The sequence below is a fragment of the Rathayibacter sp. AY1E6 genome, from assembly GCF_002931115.1.
Lineage (GTDB): Bacteria > Actinomycetota > Actinomycetes > Actinomycetales > Microbacteriaceae > Rathayibacter.
In genome coordinates, this window is sequence record NZ_PSVK01000019.1 from 32,393 (window position 1) to 58,368 (window position 25,976).

Genomic DNA, 25,976 nt, shown 5'->3' on the forward strand with positions numbered 1-25,976 from the left:
CTCAGGCGTCGAGGAAGGCGTCGACGTGCGCGGGGGAGAGGAGGTGGCGCCGGACCATCAGGGCGGCACCGCGGACGCCTCCGCCCTGGGCCGCGGCCTGCACGATGTCGAGCGCGCGGGTCGCCAGGGGGAGGGAGCGGCGGTAGACGACCTCGCGGACCCCGGCGAGGACCTCGTGGCTGGCCTGGGCGATGCTGCCGCCGACGACGATGACGGACGGGTTCAGGAGGTTCACGCAGGTGGCGAGCACCTCGCCGATGTCGCGGCCCGCGGCGCGCGTGAGCTCGACGGTGGTGGGGTCCCCGCCGGTCAGCAGGGTGACGACGTCGGAGGTGCTGGCGGCGTCGATCCCGGACTCGGTCAGGCGGCGGGCGATCGCCGAGCCGCTCGCGATCGCCTCGAGGTCGGCCTCGCCGCGGTCGCCGGGGACCTGCACGTGGCCCAGGTCTCCCGCCGCTCCGAGGGCTCCGCGCTGCAGGGCCCCGCCGCTGACGATCCCGGCTCCGATGCCGGTGGAGACCTTCACGTAGAGGAGGTCGTCGACGTCGGCGTAGTGGTCGGCGTGCTCGCCGAGCGCCAGCAGGTTCACGTCGTTGTCGACGAGGACGGGCACGGGGAGGCGGCGGCCGACGAACTCCGGGATGTCGAAGCGGTCCCAGCCGGGCATGATCGGCGGCTTCACCGGGCGGCCCGTCGCGTGCTCGACGGGTCCGGGGACGCCGACGCCGACTCCCGCGAGCGGGCCGGCCGCCGGAGTCCGGCCGAGCAGGGCCGCGGCGACGTCGAGGGCGTGGCCGAGGACGGCGAGGGGGCCGTCGGCGATGGCGATGCTCTCGCGGCGGCGGGCGAGGACCGTGCCGTCGAGGTCGGTCAGGGCGACGACGGCGTGCGCGGCACCCAGGTCGACGGCGAGGAGGCTGCGCGCCCGCGGGTCGAAGGCCACGCGGGCGGCGGGACGGCCGCCGGAGGAGGGGGCGTCGTCCTGCCGGGCGACCAGGCCGGAGGCGGTGAGGACGTCGAGCTGGGCGGAGACGGCCGCACGCGGCAGGCCCGTCTCGGCGACCACGTCGGCCCGCGTCCGGGGCGCCCCGTCGGCCAGCAGGAGCAGCAGCTCGCCGACCGCGCTGACGGTGATGCGGCGGCGCGGGGACATGGCCAGAGTCAACCACAGCGCCCGTGCTTCTGTGCGGCGGGTGCCCGACTTGGCGGGCGCGCAGGGCTAGTTTTGCTTGTCCGTGAGCAAAAGTCCGCGTAGGGTTCGAGGCACACCTTCCGATGCGATCAGGAGCCCCACCGGTGGCCACACCCCCAGACCTCTCTGTCCAGCTGTACTCGGTGCGCGAGCCGCTCGCGGCCGATCTGCCCGCCACCCTCGACCGCCTCGCGGCGATCGGCTTCACCACGGTCGAGCTCTTCGGGTTCGTCGACCTGGCCGACGCCTACCGCGCGGCGCTCCCGGCCAGCGGACTGCGCGCTCCCAGCGCCCACGCGCGCCTCCTCGGCCCGCAGGGCGACGCCACCGTCGACGAGATCCTCGACACGGCCGCCTCGCTCGGCGTCGAGACCGTGATCGACCCCTTCGTCGACCCGACCCGCTGGACCACCGCGGACGACGTCGCCCGCATCGCCGACGAGCTGAACGGGCTGGTCGACTCCGCCGCGGCCCGCGGCCTGGTGCTCGGCTACCACAACCACGCCTTCGAGTTCGAGAACCGCGTCGACGGCCGCAGCGCCTTCGAGCACCTCGCGGGCCTGCTCGACCCGCGCATGGTCCTCGAGCTCGACACCTACTGGGCGGCCGTCGGCGGCGACGACCCGGTCGAGGTGCTCGGACGCCTCGGCGACCAGGTGCGTTTCCTGCACGTGAAGGACGGCCCGATCTCGGCCGACACCCAGGAGCAGCTGCCTGCGGGCGAGGGCGCGATGGACGTCCCGGCGATCCTCGCCGCCGCTCCGCAGGCCCTGCCCGTGCTGGAGTTCGACGCCTACGCCGGCGACATCTTCAAGGGCCTGGAGTCGGCCCACCGCTACGTCTCGGGGCTCGGCGCATGAGCGGCACCGGCCGCGTGGGCGTGGGCGTCATCGGCGCCGGCAACATCAGCACCCAGTACCTGACCAACCTCACCGTCTTCCCCGACCTCGAGGTGCTCTTCGTCGCCGACATCGACCTCGAGCGGGCGAGGACCCAGGCCGAGGCCTTCGGCGTCCCCGCCTCCGGCACCGTCGAGGAGCTCCTCGCGCACGAGGGCGTCGAGATCGTCGTGAACCTCACGATCCCGGCCGCGCACGTCGAGGTCGCGCGCCGCGCGGTCGAGGCGGGCAAGCACGTGTGGACCGAGAAGCCCTTCTCGCTCGACCGCGACAGCGGGATCGAGCTGCTCGCGCTGGCCAAGGAGAAGGGGCTGCGCGTCGCGACCGCTCCCGACACCTTCCTGGGTGCGGGCCTCCAGACGGCGCAGCGCGTGATCGAGAGCGGAGCCATCGGCACGCCGCTCTCGGCCCTCACCCTCTTCCAGGGCCCCGGCCCCGAGTCGTGGCACCCGAACCCGGAGTTCTTCTTCGCCGAGGGCGGTGGACCGCTGCTGGACATGGGCCCGTACTACATCACCACGCTCGTGCAGAACCTCGGCCCCGTCGAGAGCGTCACCGCCGTCTCGTCCCAGGCCCGCGCCACCCGCGTGGTGGGCTCCGGCCCGAAGGAGGGCACCGAGTTCCCGGTGACCATCCCGACGCACATCGGCGGGCTGCTCCGCTTCGAGTCCGGGGCCTCGGCCCAGGGCGTGTGGAGCTTCGAGTCGAGCCTGCCGCGCACCGGCTTCGTCGAGATCAACGGCTCCGAGGGCACCCTCGTCCTCCCCGACCCGAACCAGCACGACGGAGAGATCACCCTGCACCGCCGCGGGTCCGCCGAGCCGGAGGTCATCGCGGCGACCGGCTCGACCGCCTCCCGCGGCACCGGCGTGCTCGAGCTCGCCCGCGCGATCCGGGCCGACCGCCCCGAGGCCGCCTCCGGAGACCTCGCGTACCACGTCACCGACGTGATGCTCTCGCTGCTCGAGGCCGCCGAGACCGGCGAGAAGGTCCTCGTCACCAGCTCCGTGACGCCCCGCCCCGCACTGCCCGAGAGCTGGGACCCGACCGAAGCGACCCTCTCCTGATGCCCGCGCCCCTGCGCGTCGGCGTGCTCGGCGGCGGCTTCATGGCGGCCGTGCACAGCCGCGCGGCCCGCAGCGCCGGAGCGGTGCTCGCCGGAGTCGCCTCCTCCACCCCGGAGAAGGGCGAGCGGGCGGCGGCCGAGCTCGGCGTCGAGCGCGCCTACCCGGACGCCCGGGCCCTGATCGAGGACGAGAGCATCGACCTCGTGCACGTCTGCACCCCGAACGCCACGCACGCCGCACTCGCGCTCGCGGCGATCGAGGCGGGCAAGCACGTGGTGTGCGAGAAGCCGCTCGCCGCGACGCTGCGGGAGGCGGAGTCGCTCGCTGCGGCCGCGTCCTCCGCCGGCGTGGTGGCGACCGTCCCGTTCGCCTACCGCTTCCACCCGATGGTGCGCGAGGCCCGTGCCCGCGTCGCCTCCGGCGAGACCGGCCGCCTGGTCACCGTCCGCGGGAGCTACCTCCAGGACTGGCTGCTGGGCGCCTCCGACGACAACTGGCGCGTCGACGCGGCCGCCGGCGGCCGCTCGCGCGCCTTCGGCGACATCGGCTCGCACCTGGTCGACCTGCTGGAGTTCGTCGCCGGCGACCGGATCGACTCGCTCGCCGCGATCACGAGCACCGTCCACGCCGAGCGCGGCGGCCGCCCGGTGAGCACCGAGGACGTGGCCGGCCTGATCGTCCGGCTCGAGAGCGGCGCCGTCGGCACGCTCCTCGTCTCGCAGGTCACCGCGGGCCACCGCAACGAGCTGGTGCTCGAGGTGTCCGGGCTGGAGGAGTCGCTTCGCTTCGAGCAGGAGCTCCCCGAGACGCTGTGGGTCGGCCGGCGCGACAGCGCCCTGCTGGTGCCGCGCGACGCCTCGATCCTCGCGCCCGATGCGGCCCGGCTCTCGATCGTGCCGAGCGGTCATCCGATGGGCTACCAGGACGCCTTCACGGCGTTCGCCCGCGACACCTACGCCGCCGTGGCGGGCGCCGACGTGGAGGGTCTGCCGACCTTCGCCGACGGCCTCCGCGCGGCGCGCATCACCGAGGCCGTGCTCGACGCGGCCGAGACAGGCGTCTGGGTGACCGTGCCCGCCGCCGACGACCGGACGGAGATCGCCGCATGAGCGACGAGAAGACCTACCCCGCCACCCACCCCGTGACGCTGTTCGCCGGCCAGTGGGCCGATCTGCCCTTCGAGGAGGTCGCCCGACTCGCCGCCGAGTGGGGCTACGACGGACTCGAGATCGCGGCCTCGGGCGACCATCTCGACCTCAAGCGCGCGGACGAGGACGACGCCTACGCCGCCTCGCGTCTGGAGATCCTCGACCGCTACGGCCTCGAGGTCTTCGCCATCTCGAACCACCTCACCGGCCAGGCCGTCTGCGACGACCCGATCGACTTCCGCCACAAGGCACTCGTGCGCGACTACACCTGGGGCGACGGCGACGCGGAGGGGGTGCGGCAGCGCGCCGCCGAGGACATGAAGCGCTCGGCGCGGGTCGCCCGCAAGCTCGGCGTGGACGTGGTCGTCGGCTTCACCGGCTCGAAGATCTGGCCCTACGTGGCGCAGTTCCCGCCGGTCCCGGCCTCCGTCATCGACGAGGGGTACGAGGACTTCGCGACCCGCTGGAACCCGATCCTCGATGAGTTCGACGCGAACGGCGTGGTCTACGCGCACGAGGTGCACCCGTCCGAGATCGCCTACGACTACTGGTCGAGCGTGCGCACCCTCGAGGCGATCGGGCACCGCCCGGCCTTCGGCTTCAACTGGGACCCGTCGCACATGATGTGGCAGGACATCGACCCGGTCGGCTTCATCGTCGACTTCAAGGACCGGATCTACCACGTCGACTGCAAGGACACCCGCCTGCGCCCGAAGAACGGCCGCGCCGGCGTGCTCGGCTCGCACCTGCCGTGGGGCGACCCGCGCCGCGGCTGGGACTTCGTCTCGACGGGGCACGGCGACGTCCCGTGGGAGGACGCGTTCCGGGCGCTGGAGTCGATCGGCTACTCCGGCCCGATCTCCATCGAGTGGGAGGACGCCGGGATGGACCGCCTCCACGGCGCGAAGGAGGCCGTCGGCTTCATCCGCTCGCTGCTCTGGAGGACCCCGACCGCGTCGTTCGACGCCGCGTTCTCGAACCAGTAGCCGCGCGGCTCCCCTCGGCAGGATCCCGCTCCGGTCCGCAGGCCACGACGCCCGCGCCGGATCGGGGTCCCGCAGGCGGGAGAGCGATCAGTCGGCGGCCTTGGCGGCGCGCTCGGACTTGATGCGGGCCTGCTCGCGGCGGACCTCCGCGTAGCGGTTCTGCTCGACGCGCAGCCACTCGGGGACCTCGTCGAGCAGGGCCTGGATCTCGGGAGTGGTCAGCGCCTCGGTGACGCCGCCGCGGGCGAGCCCCGAGATGGAGACGTTCAGCCGGGAGGCGATGACGGAGCGGGGGTGCGGCCCCTCCTCGCGCAGCTGCACGAGCCAGGCGGGCGGGTTCGCGGCGAGCTCGTCGTACTGCTCGCGCGTGATCGCCGACTCCTGGAACTCCTCCGGGGTCGCGGGCAGGTAGACCTGCAGCTTCTTCGCCGCGGTCGCAGCCTTCATCGTCTGTGTCGCCTTGGCCATGCGGCAACCCTACCGGCGCGGCGCGGACCACCTACCCTGAGGGGATGAGCGAGCAGCCCGAGACCGTCGACCCGCAGGCCGCTCCCGAGGCGGAGGGGCGTCCGGAGGGCGGGGCGGACGCGGCGGCTGTCGACGCGTCGGCCGGATCGGGCGCGGTCGGCGCCGGAGCCGGAACCGAGTCGGACGACACCGACGGCGCCTCCGAGGACGGCGACTCCGACGACCTCGACTCCGAGGACAGCGACGCCGGGGACAGCGATGTCGACGACGCCGACTCCGACGACGCCGACTCCGACGCCGAGGACGCCGTCCCCGCCGGCCCCGTGCTCGCCGTCGCCCTCGTGCCCGGCGTCACCCCCACCAAGTGGACCCGCGTCTGGGGCCAGCGCCGCTCCGATCTCCCGCTGCGCATCACCGTCGTCGCCGAGCGCGATCAGGAGCAGGCGCTGCTCGACGGCCGCGCGCAGCTGTCGTTCGTCCGCGGCGACGTCTCCTCCTCCGCCCTCAGCTCCATCCACCTCTACGACGAGCAGCCCGTCGCCGTCGTCGGCCGCGAGCACGTCCTGGCCGCCGCGGAGGAGCTCGACGTCGCCGAGCTGGCCGGCGAGCACCTCCTCCAGGATCCGGAGGACGTGCCGGAGTGGGCCGCGGTCGCCGAGGAGCTCGCGGACGGCTCCCGGCGCCCGCTGCCGCGCATGGCCGGTCTCGACGACGCGGTCGAGCAGGTCGCGGCCGGCGTGGGCGTGCTGATCGTGCCGCAGTCGGTGGCGCGCGTGCACAGCCGCAAGGACGTCACCGCGGTGCCGGTGACCGGCGTCGCTCCCTCCTCCGTCCGCCTCGCCTGGGTGACGGACGACAAGGGCGACGACGTCGAGGACTTCATCGGAGTCGTCCGCGGCCGCAGCGCGAACACCACGCGCGGAACCGCCGCGACGCCGAAGGTCGAGTCGCGGGCGAAGGCCGCCAAGGCGAAGGCGCGGGAGGCGCGCGAGAAGGCGGAGAGTGCCGGCGGCGGCAAGAAGAAGCCGGCCCGCGCCAAGGCGTCCGCGCCGGCGGTGCGGCGCACCCGCAAGCCCCGCGGCCGCTGACCGTGGCCGACGACGCCGACTGGTCGCTCCGCCCCGCCACCGCGGAGGACGCCGCGGCGATCGCCGAGCTGCGCGCGGTCGTCATGCGCCCGTCGCTCGAGACGCTCGACCGCTACGACGAGCACCGCGTGCGGCACCGCTTCCTCGACGGCTACCGGCCCGAGCTCACCCGGGTGATCGAGCTCGACGGCGCCTTCGCCGGGAGCATCGCCGCGCGGGTCGAGCCGGACGCGGTCTGGATCGAGCACTTCTACCTGGCGCCGCACGCACAGGGACGCGGAGTCGGCGGCGCCGTCCTGCGCCGGGTGATGGCGGAGGAGGCGCGGCCGGGTCTGCCCTTCCGGCTCGACGTGCTGAAGCGCAGCGACGCCCGCCGCCTCTACGAGCGGCACGGCTTCCGGTTCGAGCGCGCTCTGGAGTGGGACGACATCCTCGTCGCGCCGCCTGTCTCCTGACCCCTGATCGGGGAGGACGACGGGGCGCGGGCCGCCGCTAGCATGAGCGCGATCCCCTCCGCCGGGTCGGCCGCAGGGCGACCTCCTCCTGGAAGCAGGCACTCCGCCGTGTCCCCGCTCGTTCTGAGGTCCGCCGCCTCCGCGGTCCTCGTCGCCGCCCTGGCGATCACCTCCAGCCCGCTCGCCTCCGCCGCATCGGCGGCCGCGCCGTCGGCCGCCCCCGTCGCCGCATTCGGCGCCGCCTCCGACGCGCCCCGCTCGATCGTGCTCCCCGAGGGGCAGCCTCTCTGGCAGCCCAGCGCCGAGTCCCCCCTGCCCGCCGTGCCGGACGAGGCGCCGAGCGCCGCCCGTGCGAGCGCTGCGGCGTCGATCAGCGGCCGTGTCGTGGTCGAGGAGGCCGACGGCTCGATCGCGACCACCACTCCCCGCGGCGCCCTCCTGAACGTCGAGGTCTGGTCGAGCGAGGCGGGGCTCCTCGGGAACCACTCCGTCGCCGGCGACCTCACCTTCAGCATCGACGGGCTCGCCGCCGGGCAGACCTACTACCTGCTGATCAAGGACAACGCCGACCTGTACGCCGACCTCTGGTCCGGCGGCAGCGCCGTCGCCCGCAGCGCCGAGCCGCTCCAGGCCCCGGCGGCCGGCGTGCAGCTGCGCACCGCACGGCTGGGCTCGCTCGAGGGACGCCTGAGCGGCGTCGCGGGCGACCAGCGCGTCGACATCTGGTACCGCGACCCGGGAACCGACGGCTACTTCCGCACCGGCGAGCTCGACCTGATCACGGGCGGCGACAACCCGTACTCGTTCCAGCAGGTCGTCCCCGGCGACTACCTCGTCCGGGCGTCGAGCCGCGACGACGTGATCGACGACAGCTACTGGGACCACGTCCTCCGCTCGGGCGACGCGGGCGACGTGCGCGTCCCGGTGGGCGGATCGGCCGCCGGGATCGACCTCTCGCTGAGCAGCGACTACCAGCAGTACACCGGCCGCCTCGCCGGATCGGACCGCTACGCGACCTCGGTGGAGGCGACGGGCTACTTCTCCCCGGGCATCCCGGTGCTCTACGTGGCCAGCGGGGCGAACTGGCCGGATGCGCTGAGCGCCGGCCCGGCCGCCGCCGCCCTCGGAGGCGCGCTCCTGCTCACCGATCCCGACCGCCTGCCTCGGGTCGTCTCCGACGAGATCCGCCGCCTCCGCCCGGAGCGGGTCGTGGTCGTCGGCAGCGAGCTGAGCGTGAGCCCCGGGGTCCTCTCCGCGATCCGCTCGATCGTCGGCGGCACCGAGCGCATCGGCGGGACGGACCGCTACGACACCTCCCGCCGGATCGTCGCAGACGCCTTCGGCAGCGGCCCCTACTCGAACATGTTCGTCGCGACCGGCACGAACTTCCCTGACGCCCTGTCGGCCGCGCCGATCGCCGGCTGGCGTGCGCAGCCCGTGCTGCTGGTCGACGGTGCGACCTCGGGCGCCGACTCCGCGACCGCGACCGCGGTGCGCGACCTGGCGCCGGAGCACGTGGAGTTCCTCGGCGGCGACCCCTCGATCCGGGACGCGTACGTGGCGGACTTCGAGCGTCGCGGCCTCGCCCCCTCGGTCTCGAGGATCGCCGGCCGCGACCGCTACGAGACCAGCGTCGAGCTGAACAGCGCCTACCCCCAGTCGCTGCTGCAGGACAGCGTCTTCCTCGCCGCGGGGTCCTCCTTCGCCGACGCCCTCTCGGGAGCGACGACGGCGGCGGCCCTGGGCTCGTCCGTGCTGCTGACCGAGCGCGACTGCGTGCACGACTCGACGCTGCGCTTCCTGGCCTCCAACTCGAAGAACTACGCGTTCCTGCTCGGCGGGGAGCCGACGCTCACCGAGGACGTGGCGAACCTCCGCAACTGCGAGTACGACTTCTGACGACGCGTGATCCCGGGGTCCGGGGCTAGGGTGCGAGCATGCCCACGAGCGATGAGACCTGGACCCTGGCCGAGCACGACGTACCGGTGTACCGCAGCGGTGAGGGCGGCCGCGCGCTGATCCTGATCCACGAGGTCTGGGGGGTCGACGGGCACATCCGCTCGGTCGCCGACCGCTACGCGGCCGAGGGCTACAGCGTCGTCGCCCCCGAGCTCCTGGCCGACAGCGGCCTGCTCGAGCAGCTCGACGAGGAGCAGCGCGCCGACTACGACCACCCGGTGCGGCGCCTGCCGCGCCAGGTCGAGCTGCGCACCTTCTTCGCCCCCGTCTTCACTCCGGAGCACGCGACGCGCACCGTCGCGATCCTCCGCGCCCTCGTCGAGCGGCTCCTGCGCCAGGAGGGCGCGACCAGCGTCTCCGTCACCGGGTTCTGCTACGGCGGCACCTTCTCGTGGGCGCTCGCGCTGGCCGAGCCGCGGCTGGCGGCGGCCGTGCCGTTCTACGGGCACGTCACCGCGTCCGCCGAGGAGCTCGGCGCGCTGCAGGTGCCGGTGCTGGCGTTCCTGGGCGATCAGGACGCTCCCCTCGTCGAGCAGGTGCCGCGCATCCGCGAGGCGACCGAGGGCAAGGACGTCGAGGTCGTCGTCTACCCGGGAGCGGGCCACGCCTTCTTCAACGACGCGAACGAGCAGACCTACCAGGCCGAGGCGGCGACCGACGCCTGGCCGCGGGCGCTCGCGTTCCTCGGAGCGCACGCGGGCTGAGCGGGCTGTGCGGGATCAGCGGGTGAGGATCCACGCCGACAGGTAGCTGCGCGAGTCGGCGCTGTCGATCGAGGAGTCCGGCAGGCGCTCCGCCCGCGCGAGAGCCGCGGCCGGGTCGCTGGTCGCCTGCAGCATCAGCACGTAGTCGGTGAGCGGCGCGCCTGGGGCTCCGGCCACGAGCTCGTCGACCCGCGAGGGGTCGGGGAGGAACGCGGTCGACGGCGGCATCGGGATCAGCTCGATCCCCAGCAGCGCCGAGGGTGTCGCGTCGAAGAAGGTGGCGTAGTCGCGCTTGCCGCCCCAGTTGATCGCGACGAACGGCGCTTCGAAGCCGACCGGCGTCTCCGGGCTCAGCCACAGGTCTGCGGCCGCCTGCGTCTCGAGGGAGAGCAGCCAGCGCGCCTCCTCGAGCAGCGGCGCGTTCCCGGAGGCGGCGGCCCAGAGGGCGAGGCCGTTCCAGGCGTTGACCGCCTCGGACACCGACTCCTGGTCGTTGCCGTCGCGGGCCGGAGCGAGCCCCGAGGCCCAGGAGTGGCCGCGGTACACGTCGAACACGCGCAGCCGCGGGAACTCGGCGGTGTCGACGGGAGAGGCGAGATCCAGGGCGAGCAGGTCCGCGACGGTCCGGTACCGCTCGAGGAGGGACGGGTCCTCGGCGGCCAGCATCCCGACGGCGGAGAGCAGGTAGCCGTAGTGGAAGTGGTGGTCGTTGAACGCGTCGGACCCGAACGACGGCGCGGAGCCGACGACGCCTCCGAGCACGGGGTCGTAGACGACGCACTTCACGGCACCCGGTGCGCAGCCGCGCGGGTCGAGCCACTGGTCGAGCTCGGCGGCGATCCGGTCGTGCAGGTCGGCCGCCACCTCCTCCAGGCCGAGGTCGACGGCGAGACGGTGCAGAGCAGCGGCGCGGTAGAGCTCCTTGCCGGCTCCGTAGGTGTCGGGCGCGGCGAAGCGGGTGGCCGCGGCGTCGAGTGGCACCTGCGTCCGGAGCGTCGTCTTCTCCTCGGCCGTGAGGGAGCCGAGATCGAGCGCCCCCGACTCGACGATAGTGGGGGCGGCGCGGGAGAACGACGTTCCCGCACGGAGCCCCACCCGGCCGTAGAGCGTGTCGTAGCCGATCGCCCCCTCGGCCCCGAGGCCGAAGAACGTCTCGGCGCCGCCCTCGGTCCGCAGCGCGTAGGTCGTGGTGGTGGTGCTCGCCGTGACGTCGTGGGAGACGCTCGCGCCCTCGAGGGGCACTGCACGACGCCGAAGCTCGTCGATCCGCGCCCTGCTCGCTCCCGGAGGCACCGCGAAGAGGAGCAGCGTGCCGTCCAGCGTCATCCGGGGGAACGTATCGAGGGCGGCGGCGGGCGCCACCAGCCCGTACCGCTGTCCGCCCGCGGTGACCAGGAGCAGGCCGCCGGCCGCGCGCTCGGGAGCGGTGGCGCCTCCGATCAGCACCGTCTGGGCGCTCTCGGTCCGGTAGGAGGCGTAGGGCCAGCCCTCGGCTGCGACGAGCTCACCGGCACCCGCGAGGCTCCAGTGCGCGACGAGGTCGTCGAACGCGGAGAGCGCCACCGCGCTCGAGGGGACCGTCACGGTGAGATCGTCCCGGGCGAGGGCGTAGACGGTCCGCGGAGCCGCCTCCACGATCGGGAGGCCCACGGTGAAGCCGTCGGCGCGCGGCGTGACGGTGAGGATCCCTGAGTAGAGCGGGAGATCCTCCCCGAACACCGGTCCGGACACCCACGAGTTCGTCGGCGGCCGCACCCCTTCGGCAAGCCGCGCCGTCCCCGCGTAGGGGCCGGGGACCTGCGGCAGCTCCCGCGCGTGCACGGACGCTGCCACGGCCCAGTCGGACGCGGAGCCGTCGGACGTGCATCCGGTGAGGCCTGCGATCGCGAGGGCGAGAGCGAGGGCCGCCCCCGCCCCGCGCCTCACCGCGCGAACCCGCCCGGCGTGAAGAGCCTGCCGAGCTGGGCGACCAGCCAGCCGCCGAAGCCGTCGCCGTCGTCGCGGAGCCGCACCTCCGCCGCGACGGGAGCTCCGACCACGGTGTAGTCCTGCGTCGTGATCTCGTCGGTGCGCGCGCGGATGACGGTCGTCGCCCGCCCCTCGTGGAACCGCTCCACCTCGACGTCGTAGATCTCGGCGTCGACGGTCGTCCCGTCCGGCATCGCCACGGCGACGGTGCCGCCGATCGGGACCCGCGAGTAGTCCCGGGCGCCGAGCACGAACTCGCTCTCGAGGTGGATCGAGTCCGAGATCGCGACGACCGCGATCATCTGGTCCTCCTCGACGAAGGAGCCGATCTCGGCGTCGACCGACGTGACCACGCCGTCCAGCGCCGCCGTGAAGACCATCAGGCCGCCCTCCTCGATCCGGTAGCCGACATCGGCGCTGGTGAACGTCTTCGTCTGCATGTCGGACTCGAGGACGGTGCTCTGCAGGCTGAAGAGCACGTCCCCCTTCTCCACCGCGTCGCCGCGGGAGATCGTGAGGTCCTGGATCGTGCCCGCGTAGGGCGTCCCCAGTGAGTACTCGTCGGTGACGAGCTGAGCGCTCGCCGCCCGCACGGTGAGCGACGAGTTGTTCGCGTAGACCAGGCCGGCGGCGGCGACGCCGAGCGCGAGGGCGCACGAGGCGAGGAAGCCGAGCCAGCGCAGCGCGGTCATGCCGCACCCACGGCGAGTCCGTGGCGTCCCGCGGCGGCGGGGCCGCTCGGAGCGACCACCTCGGCCCGGGCGGCGCGCTTCAGGAGGACGTGCTCGCGCGCCGCGATCACCGCGAACGCTCCGAGCGTGAGGGTGTTCAGGACGTTCCAGGCGAGCGCCACCGAATACTCCGCGGTCCACTCCGCCTTGAGGAAGCCGACGACGGAGGTCGCGGCCAGGAACACCAGGAAGACCATCTGCACCTTGATGAAGTTGAACGGCGAGGCAGCCTGCCCGGTCGCGCCCGTCGAGGTCCAGGCCGGCTTCCGGCCTGCGAGAGCGAGGAAGAACGCCTTCGTGTACATCGGGAAGGTGACGGTCGACAGCAGCAGCGTCTCCCACCGGAAAGAGCCGATGATGAACAGCGCGAGCCCGATCTGCAGCACGTAGAACCCGCAGTAGAAGAGGATCCACTCGACGAGCGGCACCTCCAGGCTGACCGGCGTGATGTTCAGGTAGATCTGCAGCGGGGGCAGCACGATCAGGCCCAGCGGCACGATCCCGGTGAAGTAGAACGTGACGGTCATGAAGTACTGCACGCGCTGGTCGGTCGTGAGCCGGCGCTTCGGCGAGAACGGGTTGTGCTTGAGCAGGATCTCGAACCCGCCGACGGCCCAGCGGACCTGCTGGCGGACGAAGGCCTCGATCGTCTCGGGCGTGCGCCCGACCGCGAGGGTCATCGGCACGAAGATCGAGCGCCAGCCGCGCTCGTGCACGAAGATCGACGTCCAGATGTCCTCGGACTGCGAGCCCTCGTACATCCCGCCGATGTCGTCGAGGGCCTTGCGGCGGAAGACGGCGTTGGTGCCCACGCAGAAGGCGGAGTTGTACTTGTTCTTGCCCGGCTGGGTGAGGGCGTAGAAGACGATCTGCATGTAGGCGGAGCCGCGCGAGATGAAGTTGTGCGCGTTCCCGTAGACCTGCGGGGCCTGCACGAAGGCGACGTCGTCGTGGGCGAAGAAGGGGAGAGTCTCCTCCAGGAACTCCGGCACGGTCACGAAGTCGGCGTCGATCATCACGGCGAAGTCCGAGTCGGTCAGACGGAGCGCGTGGTTCACGTTGCCGGCCTTGGCACCCACGCGGTCCTCGCGCACCACGTAGCGGACGCCCAGGCGCTCGGCGATCGCGGCGACCTGCGGGTCGTCCCCGTCGTCGAGGAGCCACGTCACGTGGGTGCCCCGCATGTCGCGGGCAGCACGGGCCGTCTCCTCGATGATCGCCGGGTCCTCCCTGTAGGTCGTGATGAAGACGTCGACGGTGATGCGGCGGCGGCCGAGGTAGAGGTCCTCGCCGATCGGGATGCCGTCGACCGGGCTCCCGTAGAGCGTCGCTCGAGCGGAGTGGAAGGCGGAGTCGCGCGGGTCGTAGGTGCTCGACAGGGCGGTCCACATCGTGAGCGCGGCCTGGCCGATCAGGTAGAGCTCGCAGACGATGACGATGGCGAACGGGAGGGGGTCGCCGATGTTGCGCGGGTTGAGCAGGAAGGCGCCGTAGAGCAGCGCGCCGGCGCCGGAGAGCAGCACGATCATGATGAGCGAGGGCGACTGCTGCTTGGCGCGGCTGGTGACGGCACGGGGGCTGGCGACGCGCTGCTGGCGCGTCAGGAGCGAGCCGAGGCCGAGGGCGACAGCACCTCCCGAGAGCAGCAGCCAGGAGCCGGTCTCCACTCCGGTGGAGGGGAGGCCGCCGGGGCCGGTCGGTGCGGTGATCGGCGCGGCCGTGGCAGTCGGTCCGGCCGTCGGCACGACGGTGGGCTCCGGGGTCGACGTGGGCTCCGGGGTCGACGTGGGCTCGGGGGTCGACGTGGGCTCGGGGCTCACGGTCGGCTCGGGCGTCGCGGTGGGCTCGGGCGTCGCGGTGGGCTCGGGCGTCGCCGTCGGCTCGGGAGTCGCGGTCGGCTCCGGTGAGCCGGTCGGCTCCGGCGTCGGCGTGGGCTCCGAAGTCCCCGGCAGCTCGACGGCGGCGCCCTCCGGCGCCACGGCGAGCAGCGCCCGGGCGACGTCGCTGAACGCTCCGACCGGGTGGTTGCGGAACACCGGCGAGGTGCCGAAGAGGAAGCCCTCGGTGCCCGACTCCGTCGAGAACGAGACGGCCGAGGCCTGCCCGGCCGCGTCGCTCCGGGACTGACCCTCGGAGTCGACCCAGTGCCCGGCGACGAACGTGCCGTCCTCCGAGTAGCTCTGCTCGACAGCGACCGACTCGTCGAAACCGGCGAACCACAGTGCCGGCGAGACGAACGCGGTGTCCTGCGGGTAGTCGCCCAGGACTCCGCCGGCGGGCGTCTCGACCGAGACGATGCCGTTGGAGCCGCTGGTGCCGGTCTGCGCGGTCAGCTCGGCCAGGCCGAAGTCGGACACGAAGGCCGCTCCAGCGCCACCGCGGCCGACGACGTCGCCGCCCGCCGCGAGGAACTCCTCGACCACGGCGCGGCCCGCGGCCTGCTCCGGGGTGAAGGAGAGGGCGCGTCCCACGTAGAGCACGTCGGCACCCTCGAGGGTCGCGGTGCCCGCGGTGAGCGCGGCCGCGTCGACGGCGACCGCATCGGCGAAGCCGAGCTTGGCCAGCGCGTCGCGGTCCTCGTTCGTGCCGGAGTAGGCGACGCGGAGGGCGTCGAGCGCCTTCCCGTCCTCGGCGCGCACGCGGTCGGCGGTGGTCGCCGTGAAGTCGACGCCGAAGGCGGCGGCGGCTCCCTCGGCGGCCGCGAGCCCGGCGGCGTCTGCACGGAGGGCGATCGTGCCGTCCTCGAACTGCTCGAGGGCGACGCCGTCGGCCAGCAGCGCGTTGACGGCCTGGTACTCCAGGACGCCGCGCGGCTCGAAGGCGAGGTAGTCGGCGCCTGCCGGGACGGAGCCGACCGGAGCCACGGCGGTCACCGGCTCCAGGCCGACAGCCGGGAGGGCGTCGGTGGTGGAGCCGATCGCCTGCACGTCGGCGCCCCAGAGGAGCGAGAGGCTCCAGGCCGAGACGTCGTACATCTCGGGCACGCGGCTCGAGATGTCGCTGCCGTCGGCGAGGAGGACGTTGGCGAGGCCGCGGACCGACTGGTGCATGTCGACCAGGTAGGTGCCCGCGGGGTAGGAGACTCCTCCGACGCTCGTGGCGGCCGTGGTCCGCGACACCTCGACGCCGTGGGCGAGCAGCTGCGCGACGAGGGTCTCGGCGTCCGAGACGGAGCGCTGCGTGCCGTCGACGGGGATGACGTAGGCGCGCGGGTACTCGGTCGTGTAGACGTCGGTCTCGTCCCAGATCTCGGTCCACTCGGTCGGCACGCCCGCGGGCAGGTCGGCCGCGGAGACGTCGGCGGGGATCTCGACGGCGGGGGCGCCGGTGACGCCGCGCTCGAAGATGGCGACCTGGTTGCTCAGGAGCGCGTCGCGGTTGGCCTCGATGTAGTCGACGGAGGCGTCCATGACGATCCCGGCGACCTCGACGTCGATGTCCGCGTTGGCCTGGCCCTGGGCGATCTCCTCCGGAGTGCTGTTGGCCGTGCGGCCGAGCGGAAGCTCCACCGTGTTGGTGATCGCGCCCTGGAAGGCGACGTACTGCGGGGCGAAGATGGGGGGCCAGTCGTCCCAGCCCGTGCGGATGTCGCGGTAGGGGATGAGGATCTTCCCGGTGTTGTCCGTGGTGGCGCTGCCGTCCTCGGCGAGGTAGGTGTTGCCGGGCACGTCGGCCTCGACGACGCGGCGCTCGATCTCGAGCGCGGTCGCGTAGGCGTGCGGGAGGAAGAGGTCGTACTCGTAGTTCTCGCCGTGCGGCGGGCCGCAGGGCTCGACCTGGAGGATCCCGGTGTAGCCGTGGATGTCGATGAAGTACGTGGGCTGGAGCACGCTCGAGAGGTCGCGGATCACGGCCGCCTCGCTGGTGGCTCCGGTGATCATGTCGCGGTTCGGGTCGTAGCCCGCGGCGACGGCGCGCTGGCCGAGGGCGCGGCCGTCGGGGTTGTTGGTGACGGTGAAGTAGAGGCGGTTGCCCTCGAGCAGCGCCTCGGTCTCCGCGTCCTCGGCGGTGGCGACGCCCTCGATGTACTCGAGGATCGCGTCGCTGCCCTCCCACTCGTTGCCGTGGATGTTGCCGTTGAACCAGACCGGCACCTTGTAGCCGTCCATCAGGTCGGCGTCGGCGGCCGCGGCGGCGGGCTCGTACTTGAGCCGGTCGCGCCACTCGGCCTGCTGCGCCGTCTCGGCCTCGGTCTCGGGGGCGGTGACGGTGACCAGGTAGATGTCGCGGCCGAGGCCGGACTTCCCGACCACCTGGGTCGAGACCCGGTCGGAGCGGGCGGCGAGCGCGTTCAGCTGCGGCGCGATGGCGTCGTAGGGGGTGACTCCGCGCAGGAGCGAGGCGTCGGTCGGGTCGACGGGCACCTCGGTCAGCGGGGTCTGCTGCGGGTAGCTGGTCGGCACCGCGATCGGAGCGGACGGCGGACGCACGATGTCCACGCGGGTGTAGTCGGCGGGTGCTGCGGTCGTGGCGGTCGCTGGCGGGGCGACCAGGAGGCCGCCAGCGGCGAGCGCGAGCGCGGCGCATCCGGAGGCGAGGGCGGTTCGAGATCTCAAGCGGAGTTCTTCCCTTGTCGAGGCGTGACGGAACGGATCGGGCCCCCGTCGGCGTCTGGATCTCCGAATCGGATGTGAACCCTCTCAGGAAGATAGAGGCTCCATGTTTCCGTCACGTGTCGGCCGGGTCACCTCCGCGAGATGCCTCCTCGGTACGCCTCGCCCGGCGACTCGAGTGCCCGAGTGGCATCCGGCGAGAGGAGGAAGGAGGGCCCGGTCAGAGGAAGAGGGAGAGGACGAGCGTGGCGCCGAGCGCGAGGACGGAGGCGAGGGAGACGCCGACGGTCACGGACTTGAGGGCGCCGCGGACCGACTGGCCGAGGAAGCTCTGCAGCAGCCAGAAGGTGTTCGAGGTGACGTGGATGCAGAACAGCGCGCCGGAGCCCGCAGCGAGTGCGATCAGCAGCGGGTCGAGGCCGAGTGTCGCGGCGACCGGCGCGACGACTCCGGCCGCCGTGATCGCCGAGAGGGTGACCGAGCCGACCGCGATGTGCAGCACGGCCGCCATCACCCAGACGAGCAGCAGCGGCGCGGTCGCCGAGGTCGAGAAGTAGCCCTTCAGGATCTCGCCGAGGTCGCCCTGCGCGATCACCGCGGCGAGCGCCCCGCCGACGCCGGTGAGCAGGAAGATCTGCCCGCCGTCCTGGAAGCCCTTGGCGACCGCCTTCTCCATCCGCGCGGTTCCCACGGTCGACCGGCCGACCACTCCGGTGCCGATCACGGCGAGGAGGAGCGCGATGACGGGGTTCCCGAGGAACTGCAGCACCGGCAGCTCGATCCCGGAGACGGTGAGCACCGCCTGCGCGGCGATGAGCAGGAGGGCGAGGAGCATGGGCGCGAAGAGGAGCAGGAGCGGGCGCTCGCGGGCGGCGTGGGCGTCCTGCGCCTCAGCGGGACCCGCCGCGTCCTCGACGGACGAGCCGGACGAGCCGCCCGACACCGCTCCGGCTCCGCCCGAGGACGCCCCGCCGCTCCCCCGCGCTCCGAACGACGGCAGCCGTCCGCCGTCCGCGGCGGGCGACGCCCCCACCGTCGCGAGCCCGGTCGTGTCGTCGCGCACGACCAGCTGCTCGTCGCGCGCCGGGTCCCAGAAGCCGAGGCGGAACGCGAGCGACATCAGCAGGATCGTGACCACGACCGTCGGCGCCACCACCGCGAATCCGCCGAGCATCATCACCCCCAGCGGCACTCCGAGCAGCCCCGCGAGCGCGACCGCGGCGAAGCCGGGCACCATCATCACGATGCCCGTCTCGAGCCCGACGGCGAAGGTCACGGCGACGATGCCGGTGCCCGCGCGCCCCAGCCGCGGCGCGATCCGGCGCGCGAGCGGGGCCGCGATCACGATCAGCGCGTCGACGAAGATCGTCTGCAGGTAGGTGGCGAAGGAGAGGCCCAGCGCGTAGGGGATCCCGCGGCGGCCGAAGACGCGCAGCAGGCCCTCGACGAGCCGGACGACGGCGCCCATCTCGTTGAGCATCGCGCCGATGAGCACGCCCCAGCCGATCAGGAGGCCAGCCTCCATCATCACCTCGCCGAAGCCGGTGGTCATCGTGGAGACGGTGTCGACGGGGCCGAGCCCGGTGAGCAGGCCGATCGCGGCGGCTCCCACGGCCAGCGCCAGCACCGGGTTGAACCGGAAGCGCACGATCGCGACGACCACCACGACGATCACGAGGGCGACGACGCCCAGGGTGTACCACTCGGGCATGACGTCCTCCTCCGCCCGCGACTGCGCGTGCCGTCACACCCTAGGGGACCGCCGCGCACCCCCTCGCCCCCGCCGGGCACGGGGCCCTAGCGTGGACGCATGGCACTGACGCTTCCCGAGCCCCGACTCCCCTCCCTCCTCGACTCCCCCGTCCTGCGCTGGGGGGTGATCGCGCCCGGCTCGATCGCCGGCTCGTTCGTCGAGGCGCTGCAGAAGCACACCCGGCAGCGCGTGGTCTCGGTGGGCTCCCGCTCGCTGGAGCGCGCGGAGCGGTTCGCGAGCCGGTTCGGGATCGAGCGGGCCTCGGCCGGCTACGAGGCCGTGGTCGAGGATCCGGAGGTCGACGTGGTCTACATCGCCTCGCCGCACTCGGAGCACGCCCGCCAGGCGCTGCTCGCCATCGCCGCGGGCAAGCACATCCTGGTCGAGAAGCCGTTCGCGCCGACCCCGGGCGAGGCCGAGATGATCGTGCACGCCGCGCGCGACGCCGGAGTCTTCGCGATGGAGGCGATGTGGATGCGCTACCTGCCGCACATGGACGTCGTGCGGCAGCTGCTCGCGGACGGGGCGGTCGGCGCGCCCGCCGTCGTCTCGGCCGACTTCGGCGCCGCCTTCGACTTCGACCCCTCCAGCCGCATCTTCGACCCGGCGCTCGCGGGCGGCGGCCTGCTGGACGTCGGCGTCTACGCCTCCTCCTTCGTCTCGATGGTGGCGGGCACCCCGCAGAGCACCGTCGTCGCCGGCAGCATGACCTCGACCGGCGTCGACGCGACCGCGACGATCGTCGGCAGCCACGCGCACGGGGTGCAGTCGGTGGCCACCTCGACCGTGCTGGCCGACACCCGCCACGCGGCGAGCGTCGCGGGGCGGGCGGGGCGGATCGACGTGCACCCGTCGTTCTGGACGCCGGGCGGCGTGACGCTCACCCGCGGCTCCGAGAGCGGGTCGTGGATCGACGAGACGCCGCTCCAGGGCGGCGAGGGCCTCGCCTGGGAGGCGCTGCACGTCGCGCAGTACGTGACGGAGGGGCGCACCGAGTCGCCGCTGCACCCGCTCGACGAGGTGGTCGCCGTGGTGCGGACCCTCGACGACGCGCGCCGACGGCTGGGCGTCTCGGTGTAGGGCGGGGCGGCGGGAGACCGCCGTTCCGGCCCTCAGCCCGCCGGCAGCTCGACGCGGAAGCTCGTGCGCCCCGGCTCGGACGCGACGAGGACGCGCCCGCCGTGGGCGTCGACGACCGCCGCCACGATCGCCAGGCCCAGCCCCGTCGATCCGGTCGTGCGCGCTCGGGAGGAGTCGCCGCGGGCGAAGCGCTCGAACAGCACCGGCACCAGCTCCGGCGCGATTCCCGGGCCGGAATCGGTGACCGTGACGACCGCGATCGGCCGCCCCTCCGACACCTCCTCGGCGAGCGCCGCCACGACTCGGGTGCCGGGGGGCGTGTGCACGGACGCGTTCCGCAGCAGATTGGCGACCACCTGGTGCAGCCGGAAGCCGTCGCCGCGGATCTCGATCGGCTCCTCGGGGAGCTCGAGGTCCCACTCGTGGTCGGGGCCCGCGGCGTGCGCGTCCGACAGCGCCTCGATCACGAGCAGCGTCAGGTCGACGGGCTCCTTCTCGAGGTCGCGGCCCTCATCGAGGCGGGCGAGCAGGAGGAGGTCCTCGACCAGCGAGGTCATCCGGGTGGCGGCGGACTCGATCCGATCGAGGGAGTAGACGGCCGACTCCGGCAGTTCGGTCCCGCCCCGACGGGGCAGCTCCGCGTAGCCGCGGATCGCCGCGAGGGGAGTGCGCAGCTCGTGCGAGGCGTCGGCGACGAACTGCCGCACCTTGTCCTCGCTCGCCTGCCGCGACTCCAGAGCACCGGTGACGTGGTCGAGCATGCGGTTGAAGGCGGCGCCGACGCGGCCGACCTCGGTGCGGGTGTCGGCGTCCTCCTCCGGGACCCGCTCGACCAGCTCGACGGCGCCGCGGTCCAGCGGCAGCTCGGCCACGCGGGTCGCCGTCGCCTCCACCCGCTCCAGGGGCCGCAGGGCCACGCGGATGATCGCGGTGGCGACGAGGGCGACCAGCAGCATCGCCAGCAGCACCACCACGACGACCACCCAGGTGAGGGAGGCGAGCGTCTCGGCGACCTCGCCCAGGGGGACGCCGACGACGACGACGGAGCCCTCGACCGCCGCCGCGCGCACGCGGTAGGTCCCGAGGCTCCCGGGCAGCTCGATGGTCGCCTCCTCGCCCCCTGCGGCGACGGCCGCCGCGAGCACCGAGTCGGCCGGGTCCGAGAACTGCCGGCAGACCCCGTCGGCGTCGACGTAGGCGCCGATGAAGGAGCCGTCCGAGCCCTGGACGGCGGTGATGGTGCTGAGGTTCTGGCTCGGGCCGCCGCCGAAGGATCCGCTCGGGCAGGTCGTGGCCTGCTCGATCGCGCTCGACCCGCCGAAGCGGCTCGGCCCGTCGAAGTCCTGGAGGCGCGTGACCGACTGGCTGAGCGACGCGTCCGTGCTGCCGTAGAGGATCGAGCGGGCGGAGAGCACGCTGACCGCTCCCACGACGCCCGCCGTCACCGCGACGAGCGCGACCACGGCGACGACCATCCGCCGCCGCAGAGTCCACGGCGCGCGCCGGCCGCGGCGGGAGCCGCGGAGGGCGGAGCGGGTCGCGAAGTCGCCGAGCGACGGGCGGCCGGTGCGGCTCACTGGTCGGCGGGCTTCAGGAGGTAGCCGGCGCCGCGCACGGTGTGGATCATCGGCGAGCGGCCGACGTCGATCTTCTTGCGCAGGTACGAGATGTAGATCTCGACCACGCTCGACTTGCCGCCGAAGTCGTACGACCAGACCCGGTCGAGGATCTGGGCCTTGCTGAGCACGCGGCGCGGATTGCGCATCAGGAAGCGCAGCAGCTCGAACTCGGTGGCGGTCAGCTCGATCTCGTCGCCGCCCCGGCGGACCTCGTGGCTGTCCTCGTTCAGCACCAGGTCCCCCACGACGACCTCGGGGTCGTCCGCGTCGTTGGCGAGCAGGGTGCTGCGGCGGATGAGGCCGCGCATCCGGGCGACCAGCTCCTCGAGGGAGAAGGGCTTGGTGACGTAGTCGTCGCCGCCGGCGGTGAGGCCGGCGATCCGGTCGTCGAGCGCGTCCTTCGCGGTGAGGAAGAGGACCGGGGTCTCGCTGCCGTCCGCGCGGACCCGCTGCAGGACCTGGAGGCCGTCGATGTCGGGGAGCATCACGTCGAGCACGATCACGTCCGGTCGGAACTCGCGGGTGATCGTGATCGCGGCGCGGCCCTCGGCGGCGGTGCGCACCTCCCAGCCCTCGTAGCGCAGAGCCATCTGGAGCAGGTCGGTGAGGGTGCTCTCGTCGTCGACGACGAGGACGCGGATCGGCGTCCCGTCGGCCCGCTTCAGGCGGGTGCGCTGCGCGGGGGCGAGGTGCTTCGAGGGGGCCGGGGTGCTCATGACTCCAGTATCGGGAGTTCCCTATGGATCGGCTATGACCGGCCGATGCCGTCGCTGTGCGCTCCCGATGCGTCCTCCGCGGGATCGGCGTCGAGCTCCTCCGGAGCGATCGCCGCGGTGCGTGCGTAGCCGCGGACCCGCCGGTCGATGAAGGTCGCCACCCAGAGCAGGACGCCGATCACGAGCAGCACCCCCGCGATGCCGTACTGGGCGGTGTCGCGTCCCGAGGTGATCGGCAGCACCAGGTAGACGCAGGCGATCGTGCCCAGCACCGGCAGCACGGTGGGGGTCCGGAAGTGACGGTGCTCGACCGGCTGCCGCCGCAGCACCAGCACGGAGACGTTGACGACGGCGAAGACCGCCAGCAGGAGGAGCGACGTGGTCCCGCCCAGGAGCACCGCGATGGGGTCGGAGGGGTCGCGCGACACGTAGGCGGTGAGGAGCAGGGCGATCACCGTCGTGAAGAGGATCGCGGCCCACGGCGTGCGCCGTCCGCGCAGCACGTTCTGCAGGAACGGCGGCAGCACGCCCTGGCGGCTCATCCCGTAGAGCAGGCGGCTGGCCATCATCATGTTGATCAGCGCGCTGTTGGCCACGGCGAAGAGCGAGATGAAGGGCAGCAGCGTCGAGATCGGGAAGTCGGGCGCCGCGGCCTCGACGACCGTGACGAGCGGAGTGTCGTTGCCGGCCAGCTCCCCCACGGGGACGATCGCGACGGCGAGCGTGGACACGAGCACGTAGACCACGGCGGTGATGCCGAGACCCGTGAGCATCACGCGCGGGAAGATGCGGCTGGGCTCCTTCGTCTCCTCCGCCATGTTCACGGAGTCCTCGAATCCGACCATCGCGAAGAACGCCAAGGAGGTCGCGGTGCTCACCGCGAGCAGCAGCGACTTGTCCTCCGGCGCCTCGAACGCGACCACCCGCGAGAAGTCGGCCTGCCCGCCGAACACGGCGAAGAAGCACACGAAGATCACGAGCAGCAGGCCCGAGAGCTCGATCAGGGTGAGCACCACGTTCAGCCCGACGCTCTCGGCGACACCGCGCAGGTTCACCAGGGCGATGCAGACCATGAACACCAGCGCGATGCTCAGCCGCGTCCCCGCGCCGTCCCCGAGCCCGAAGCCGATCGCGAAGTTGCTCGCGAAGGCGCCCGAGGCGGCGGAGGCCGAGGTGATCCCGCTCGCCATCACGGTGAAGCAGACGAGGAACGTGACGAAGTGGATCCCGAACGCCTTGTGCGCGTAGAGCGCGGCGCCCGCCGCCTGCGGGTACTTCGTCACCAGCTCCAGGTAGGAGCAGGCGGTGAGCGTGGCGACGACGAACGCGATCACGAAGGGGAGCCACGCGGCCCCGCCCACCTCGGCCGCGACCTGCCCGGTGAGGGCGTAGATCCCGGTCCCGAGGATGTCGCCGACCACGAACAGCAGCAGCAGCTTGGGGCCGAGCACCCGCTTGAGCTCGGGCGGGGCGGACGTCTCTCTCGTGGCGGTCATCGTCGGCCCCTCCCGTTGCGGATGAGCGCGAGCCTACGACCGCGGGCACCGCCCCGGGAAGAGCGGGCGCCCGGGGAGCAGGAGCCGACGACACCCACCACTCCGCCGTCGCGCCGTGCGCAGCGCAGCCTCCACCTCGCCGGCGGGAGGCTGCGCGAGGCCGGCTGACCGGATGCTGCCACGGCCGGAGCCTGCCCGGACGTCCCGTGGGCCCCCGACCCTCCGCCCCGCGCGGAGCCGGGGGTCCGCCGCATGTCCGGATGCTGCCGTGCCCGGATGCTGATCTGGTGCCGCCGACGGGCCTCCGCGAGGCTCGGAGGACCACGACGAGAGGACGCACCATGACCGCCACTGCACCCGCCGCCACCCCGCACCTCGGCCCCGTCGCCGCCGGAGGCGCCCTCGCCTGGGCCGCGCTGGCCGCGCTCCTCCTGCTCGGGGAGCCGCACCCCGCGGCGGTCCTCCTGCTCGTGCTCGCCGCCGCCGCCGCGACCTCGCTGAGCGTCGTCGCCGTCGCCCGCCGGCAGCCCCCCGCCCGCCGTACCGGAGTCGTGATCGGTCTCCTCGCCCCCCTCCTCGCGAACGCCGGTCTCACTCCGCTCGCCGCGCTGGTCGGCCCGGCCGTGTTCGGAGCGGCGGCGCTGGTCCTCGCCGGTGAGCTCGCCGTCGTCGCGGTTCTCGCGCGGCGGCGCTGAGTGCGCGCCTCCTACACTCGGGAGGGTCGGGAGAACGGGGGGCCGCCGGTGCTGAGCGAGAACGCGATCGCGCTGTACCTGCACGCGTCCGTGCGCGGAGACTGGTCTCTCGAGAGCGCGTCGGACGAGCTCGGCGTCACCGTCGACGGCCTCCGCGAGGCGCGTGACGAGCTGATCGGGCTCCGGCTGCTCGCTCCGCTGCACGCGGGGGCGGAATCGCTCGCCACGGCCGCACCGGACATCGCCCTCGCCGAGCTGATCGCCGACGACGAGCGGCGCCTCCTCGAGCTGCAGACCGGGATCACCCGCCGCCGCAGCGAGCTGATGGCCCTCGTCCCCGCCTACCGGAGCGCCCGCAGCGCCCTCGCCGCCGCGGAGCAGGTGGAGGTGATCGAGGACCCGGCGACCGTCCTCCGGCTGCTCCTCGACCTGCAGCGCGGAGCCTCGGAGGAGGTGCTGATCGCCGCTCCCGGCACCAGCAGCGTGGAGCGGCACGAGGCGAGCGACGCCGTCGACCGCGAGCTGCTCGGGCGCGGCATCGCGAGGCGGACGCTGTACCACGACCGCCGCCGCGACAACGCGGCCCTCCGGCGCTCGGTCGCGGAGCTGGAGCCGCTGGGCGCGCGGTTCCGGACCCTCCCGGTGCTGCCCTTCCGGCTGGTGGTCTTCGACCGCTCCCTCGCGATCGTCGCCCGCTCCCGCGACGAGGACGACCGCGCCGCCCTGGTCGTCCGCTCCCCAGAGCTCGCGGCGACCCTGGCGCGCGTGTTCGATGCGGCGTGGGAGTTCGCAGCGCCCCTGCACGCGGCAGGTGCCGAGGAGGAGCCCTCCCTCTCCGCGGTGCAGCGGTCGATCCTGCAGGGCCTCGCCGCCGGGCTCACCGACGAGGCGCTCGCGGCACGGCTGGACCTCAGCGTGCGCACCTGCCGTCGCCACATCGCCGGTCTCTTCGAGCTGCTCGGCGCCGAGAGCCGCTTCCAGGCGGGCGTGCTCGCGTCCCGGCGGGGCTGGCTGCCGGTCCGGCCGCGCTGACTCAGGCCGTCGGCGAGCTCAGCGCCGCGGAGCCGCGGTGTCGGAACGGGGTGTCCGCTAGCGGACACGTCCTCTTCCGGCTCTTGTCCCGGCACTCTCCCAGGTCGAACATGGGGACCGCCGCCGACATCCCCGATGACGGGCGGCCTCCGCACCGCGACTCCGTACCCGACGGGACCGCGGCCCCGACGCCCGCGCCGTACCCGACGGACCGCGGCGCATCAGCGACCTGAGCCGAACGCGCGCACAGGCGCTCCTCCGGCGCGCCGTCCGGCACCCCCGACCGACGACGCTCCGGGCCCCCGCTTCCACCTACCCGAAGAGCTCACCCGTGAACCCCAGCACCCCCGCCCGCCCTGGTCTTCCC

Annotated in this window: 20 protein-coding genes; 11 read left to right on the forward strand and 9 right to left on the reverse strand. The window is 73.4% G+C overall.

What is annotated here, in order from left to right; translation table 11 throughout:
* Window position 1: 1 nt before the first annotated feature.
* Window positions 2–1,153 (reverse strand): ROK family transcriptional regulator, encoded by a 1,152-nt coding sequence (locus C5C46_RS13465; RefSeq protein WP_104223637.1) that lies wholly within the window; start codon window positions 1,151–1,153, stop codon window positions 2–4.
* Window positions 1,154–1,296: 143 nt separating this feature from the next.
* On the opposite strand from C5C46_RS13465, the gene C5C46_RS13470 reads away from it, so the two are divergent.
* Genes C5C46_RS13470 through C5C46_RS13485 form a run of 4 tightly spaced genes read left to right on the forward strand, consistent with a single transcriptional unit; the run spans window position 1,297 to window position 5,292 of the window.
* On the forward strand, window positions 1,297–2,052 hold the full coding sequence (locus C5C46_RS13470; protein WP_258059497.1) for a sugar phosphate isomerase/epimerase: 756 nt from the start codon (window positions 1,297–1,299) through the stop codon (window positions 2,050–2,052).
* Complete coding sequence (locus C5C46_RS13475) at window positions 2,049–3,158, forward strand: Gfo/Idh/MocA family protein (RefSeq protein ID WP_104227052.1); 1,110 nt, start codon at window positions 2,049–2,051, stop codon at window positions 3,156–3,158. Before C5C46_RS13470 ends, C5C46_RS13475 begins: the two co-directional genes overlap by 4 nt.
* Complete coding sequence (locus tag C5C46_RS13480; protein ID WP_104227053.1) at window positions 3,158–4,267, forward strand: Gfo/Idh/MocA family protein; 1,110 nt, start codon at window positions 3,158–3,160, stop codon at window positions 4,265–4,267. The genes C5C46_RS13475 and C5C46_RS13480 overlap by 1 nt, the downstream gene beginning before the upstream one ends.
* Complete coding sequence (locus tag C5C46_RS13485) at window positions 4,264–5,292, forward strand: sugar phosphate isomerase/epimerase (protein ID WP_181136532.1); 1,029 nt, start codon at window positions 4,264–4,266, stop codon at window positions 5,290–5,292. Before C5C46_RS13480 ends, C5C46_RS13485 begins: the two co-directional genes overlap by 4 nt.
* An 87-nt stretch (window positions 5,293–5,379) precedes the next feature.
* On the opposite strand, the gene C5C46_RS13490 is transcribed toward C5C46_RS13485, so the two are convergent.
* The gene (locus tag C5C46_RS13490) at window positions 5,380–5,760 is read right to left on the reverse strand and encodes a DUF5997 family protein (protein ID WP_104223641.1); all 381 of its coding nucleotides are present in this window, start codon (window positions 5,758–5,760) and stop codon (window positions 5,380–5,382) included.
* Window positions 5,761–5,804: 44 nt separating this feature from the next.
* Between C5C46_RS13490 and C5C46_RS13495 the strand changes: the two genes are divergently transcribed.
* The 4 genes from C5C46_RS13495 (at window position 5,805) to C5C46_RS13510 (ending at window position 9,966) form a co-directional block, all read left to right on the forward strand.
* A complete protein-coding gene (locus C5C46_RS13495; RefSeq protein ID WP_104227054.1) occupies window positions 5,805–6,848 on the forward strand; it encodes a LysR substrate-binding domain-containing protein in 1,044 nt (347 codons plus the stop codon).
* A gap of 2 nt (window positions 6,849–6,850) precedes the next feature.
* Window positions 6,851–7,303 (forward strand): GNAT family N-acetyltransferase, encoded by a 453-nt coding sequence (locus tag C5C46_RS13500; RefSeq protein WP_258059499.1) that lies wholly within the window; start codon window positions 6,851–6,853, stop codon window positions 7,301–7,303.
* 108 nt (window positions 7,304–7,411) lie between these two features.
* Window positions 7,412–9,202, forward strand: coding sequence for a cell wall-binding repeat-containing protein (locus tag C5C46_RS13505; protein WP_104227055.1), 1,791 nt, complete (start codon window positions 7,412–7,414; stop codon window positions 9,200–9,202).
* A gap of 38 nt (window positions 9,203–9,240) precedes the next feature.
* On the forward strand, window positions 9,241–9,966 hold the full coding sequence (locus C5C46_RS13510) for a dienelactone hydrolase family protein (RefSeq protein WP_104223644.1): 726 nt from the start codon (window positions 9,241–9,243) through the stop codon (window positions 9,964–9,966).
* 15 nt (window positions 9,967–9,981) lie between these two features.
* Here C5C46_RS13510 and C5C46_RS13515 read toward each other — a convergent pair whose 3' ends face one another.
* The 4 genes from C5C46_RS13515 to C5C46_RS13530 all read right to left on the reverse strand — a co-directional run bounded on the left by C5C46_RS13515 (window position 9,982) and on the right by C5C46_RS13530 (window position 18,929).
* The gene (locus C5C46_RS13515) at window positions 9,982–11,697 is read right to left on the reverse strand and encodes a glycosyl hydrolase (protein WP_104227056.1); all 1,716 of its coding nucleotides are present in this window, start codon (window positions 11,695–11,697) and stop codon (window positions 9,982–9,984) included.
* 191 nt (window positions 11,698–11,888) lie between these two features.
* Window positions 11,889–12,626 carry a biotin/lipoyl-binding protein gene (locus C5C46_RS17015; RefSeq protein ID WP_104247768.1) on the reverse strand — a complete coding sequence of 246 codons (738 nt, stop codon included), beginning with the start codon at window positions 12,624–12,626 and terminating at the stop codon, window positions 11,889–11,891.
* Entirely contained in the window at window positions 12,623–17,221 is a 4,599-nt protein-coding gene (locus C5C46_RS13525) for a glycosyltransferase family 2 protein (protein ID WP_104227057.1), read from the reverse strand. The genes C5C46_RS17015 and C5C46_RS13525 overlap by 4 nt, the downstream gene beginning before the upstream one ends.
* A 217-nt stretch (window positions 17,222–17,438) precedes the next feature.
* Window positions 17,439–18,929 carry a GntP family permease gene (locus C5C46_RS13530; protein ID WP_104227058.1) on the reverse strand — a complete coding sequence of 497 codons (1,491 nt, stop codon included), beginning with the start codon at window positions 18,927–18,929 and terminating at the stop codon, window positions 17,439–17,441.
* A gap of 99 nt (window positions 18,930–19,028) precedes the next feature.
* On the opposite strand from C5C46_RS13530, the gene C5C46_RS13535 reads away from it, so the two are divergent.
* The gene (locus C5C46_RS13535; RefSeq protein ID WP_104223651.1) at window positions 19,029–20,051 is read left to right on the forward strand and encodes a Gfo/Idh/MocA family protein; all 1,023 of its coding nucleotides are present in this window, start codon (window positions 19,029–19,031) and stop codon (window positions 20,049–20,051) included.
* A gap of 32 nt (window positions 20,052–20,083) precedes the next feature.
* Here the strand turns inward: C5C46_RS13535 and C5C46_RS13540 are convergent, their stop codons facing one another.
* Genes C5C46_RS13540 through C5C46_RS13550 form a run of 3 tightly spaced genes read right to left on the reverse strand, consistent with a single transcriptional unit; the run spans window position 20,084 to window position 23,882 of the window.
* Window positions 20,084–21,628 (reverse strand): cell wall metabolism sensor histidine kinase WalK, encoded by a 1,545-nt coding sequence (locus tag C5C46_RS13540; protein WP_219812302.1) that lies wholly within the window; start codon window positions 21,626–21,628, stop codon window positions 20,084–20,086.
* Complete coding sequence (locus C5C46_RS13545; RefSeq protein ID WP_104227059.1) at window positions 21,625–22,386, reverse strand: response regulator transcription factor; 762 nt, start codon at window positions 22,384–22,386, stop codon at window positions 21,625–21,627. The genes C5C46_RS13540 and C5C46_RS13545 overlap by 4 nt, the downstream gene beginning before the upstream one ends.
* A gap of 32 nt (window positions 22,387–22,418) precedes the next feature.
* Window positions 22,419–23,882, reverse strand: coding sequence for an APC family permease (locus C5C46_RS13550; RefSeq protein ID WP_104227060.1), 1,464 nt, complete (start codon window positions 23,880–23,882; stop codon window positions 22,419–22,421).
* 341 nt (window positions 23,883–24,223) lie between these two features.
* Between C5C46_RS13550 and C5C46_RS13555 the strand changes: the two genes are divergently transcribed.
* Both C5C46_RS13555 and C5C46_RS17295 read left to right on the forward strand, forming a co-directional pair.
* Complete coding sequence (locus C5C46_RS13555) at window positions 24,224–24,577, forward strand: hypothetical protein (RefSeq protein ID WP_104227061.1); 354 nt, start codon at window positions 24,224–24,226, stop codon at window positions 24,575–24,577.
* A 48-nt stretch (window positions 24,578–24,625) separates the two neighbouring features.
* On the forward strand, window positions 24,626–25,609 hold the full coding sequence (locus C5C46_RS17295) for a LuxR C-terminal-related transcriptional regulator (protein WP_104227062.1): 984 nt from the start codon (window positions 24,626–24,628) through the stop codon (window positions 25,607–25,609).
* Window positions 25,610–25,976: the final 367 nt, after the last annotated feature.

Coding starts and splice junctions, on each gene's coding strand:
- C5C46_RS13465 (WP_104223637.1), bottom strand. CDS start 1,153: ATGTCCCCGCGCCGCCGCATCACCGTCAGCGCGGTCGGCGAGCTGCTG.
- C5C46_RS13475 (WP_104227052.1), top strand. CDS start 2,049: ATGAGCGGCACCGGCCGCGTGGGCGTGGGCGTCATCGGCGCCGGCAAC.
- C5C46_RS13480 (WP_104227053.1), top strand. CDS start 3,158: ATGCCCGCGCCCCTGCGCGTCGGCGTGCTCGGCGGCGGCTTCATGGCG.
- C5C46_RS13485 (WP_181136532.1), top strand. CDS start 4,264: ATGAGCGACGAGAAGACCTACCCCGCCACCCACCCCGTGACGCTGTTC.
- C5C46_RS13490 (WP_104223641.1), bottom strand. CDS start 5,760: ATGGCCAAGGCGACACAGACGATGAAGGCTGCGACCGCGGCGAAGAAG.
- C5C46_RS13495 (WP_104227054.1), top strand. CDS start 5,805: ATGAGCGAGCAGCCCGAGACCGTCGACCCGCAGGCCGCTCCCGAGGCG.
- C5C46_RS13510 (WP_104223644.1), top strand. CDS start 9,241: ATGCCCACGAGCGATGAGACCTGGACCCTGGCCGAGCACGACGTACCG.
- C5C46_RS17015 (WP_104247768.1), bottom strand. CDS start 12,626: ATGACCGCGCTGCGCTGGCTCGGCTTCCTCGCCTCGTGCGCCCTCGCG.
- C5C46_RS13530 (WP_104227058.1), bottom strand. CDS start 18,929: ATGCCCGAGTGGTACACCCTGGGCGTCGTCGCCCTCGTGATCGTCGTG.
- C5C46_RS13535 (WP_104223651.1), top strand. CDS start 19,029: ATGGCACTGACGCTTCCCGAGCCCCGACTCCCCTCCCTCCTCGACTCC.
- C5C46_RS13545 (WP_104227059.1), bottom strand. CDS start 22,386: ATGAGCACCCCGGCCCCCTCGAAGCACCTCGCCCCCGCGCAGCGCACC.
- C5C46_RS13550 (WP_104227060.1), bottom strand. CDS start 23,882: ATGACCGCCACGAGAGAGACGTCCGCCCCGCCCGAGCTCAAGCGGGTG.
- C5C46_RS13555 (WP_104227061.1), top strand. CDS start 24,224: ATGACCGCCACTGCACCCGCCGCCACCCCGCACCTCGGCCCCGTCGCC.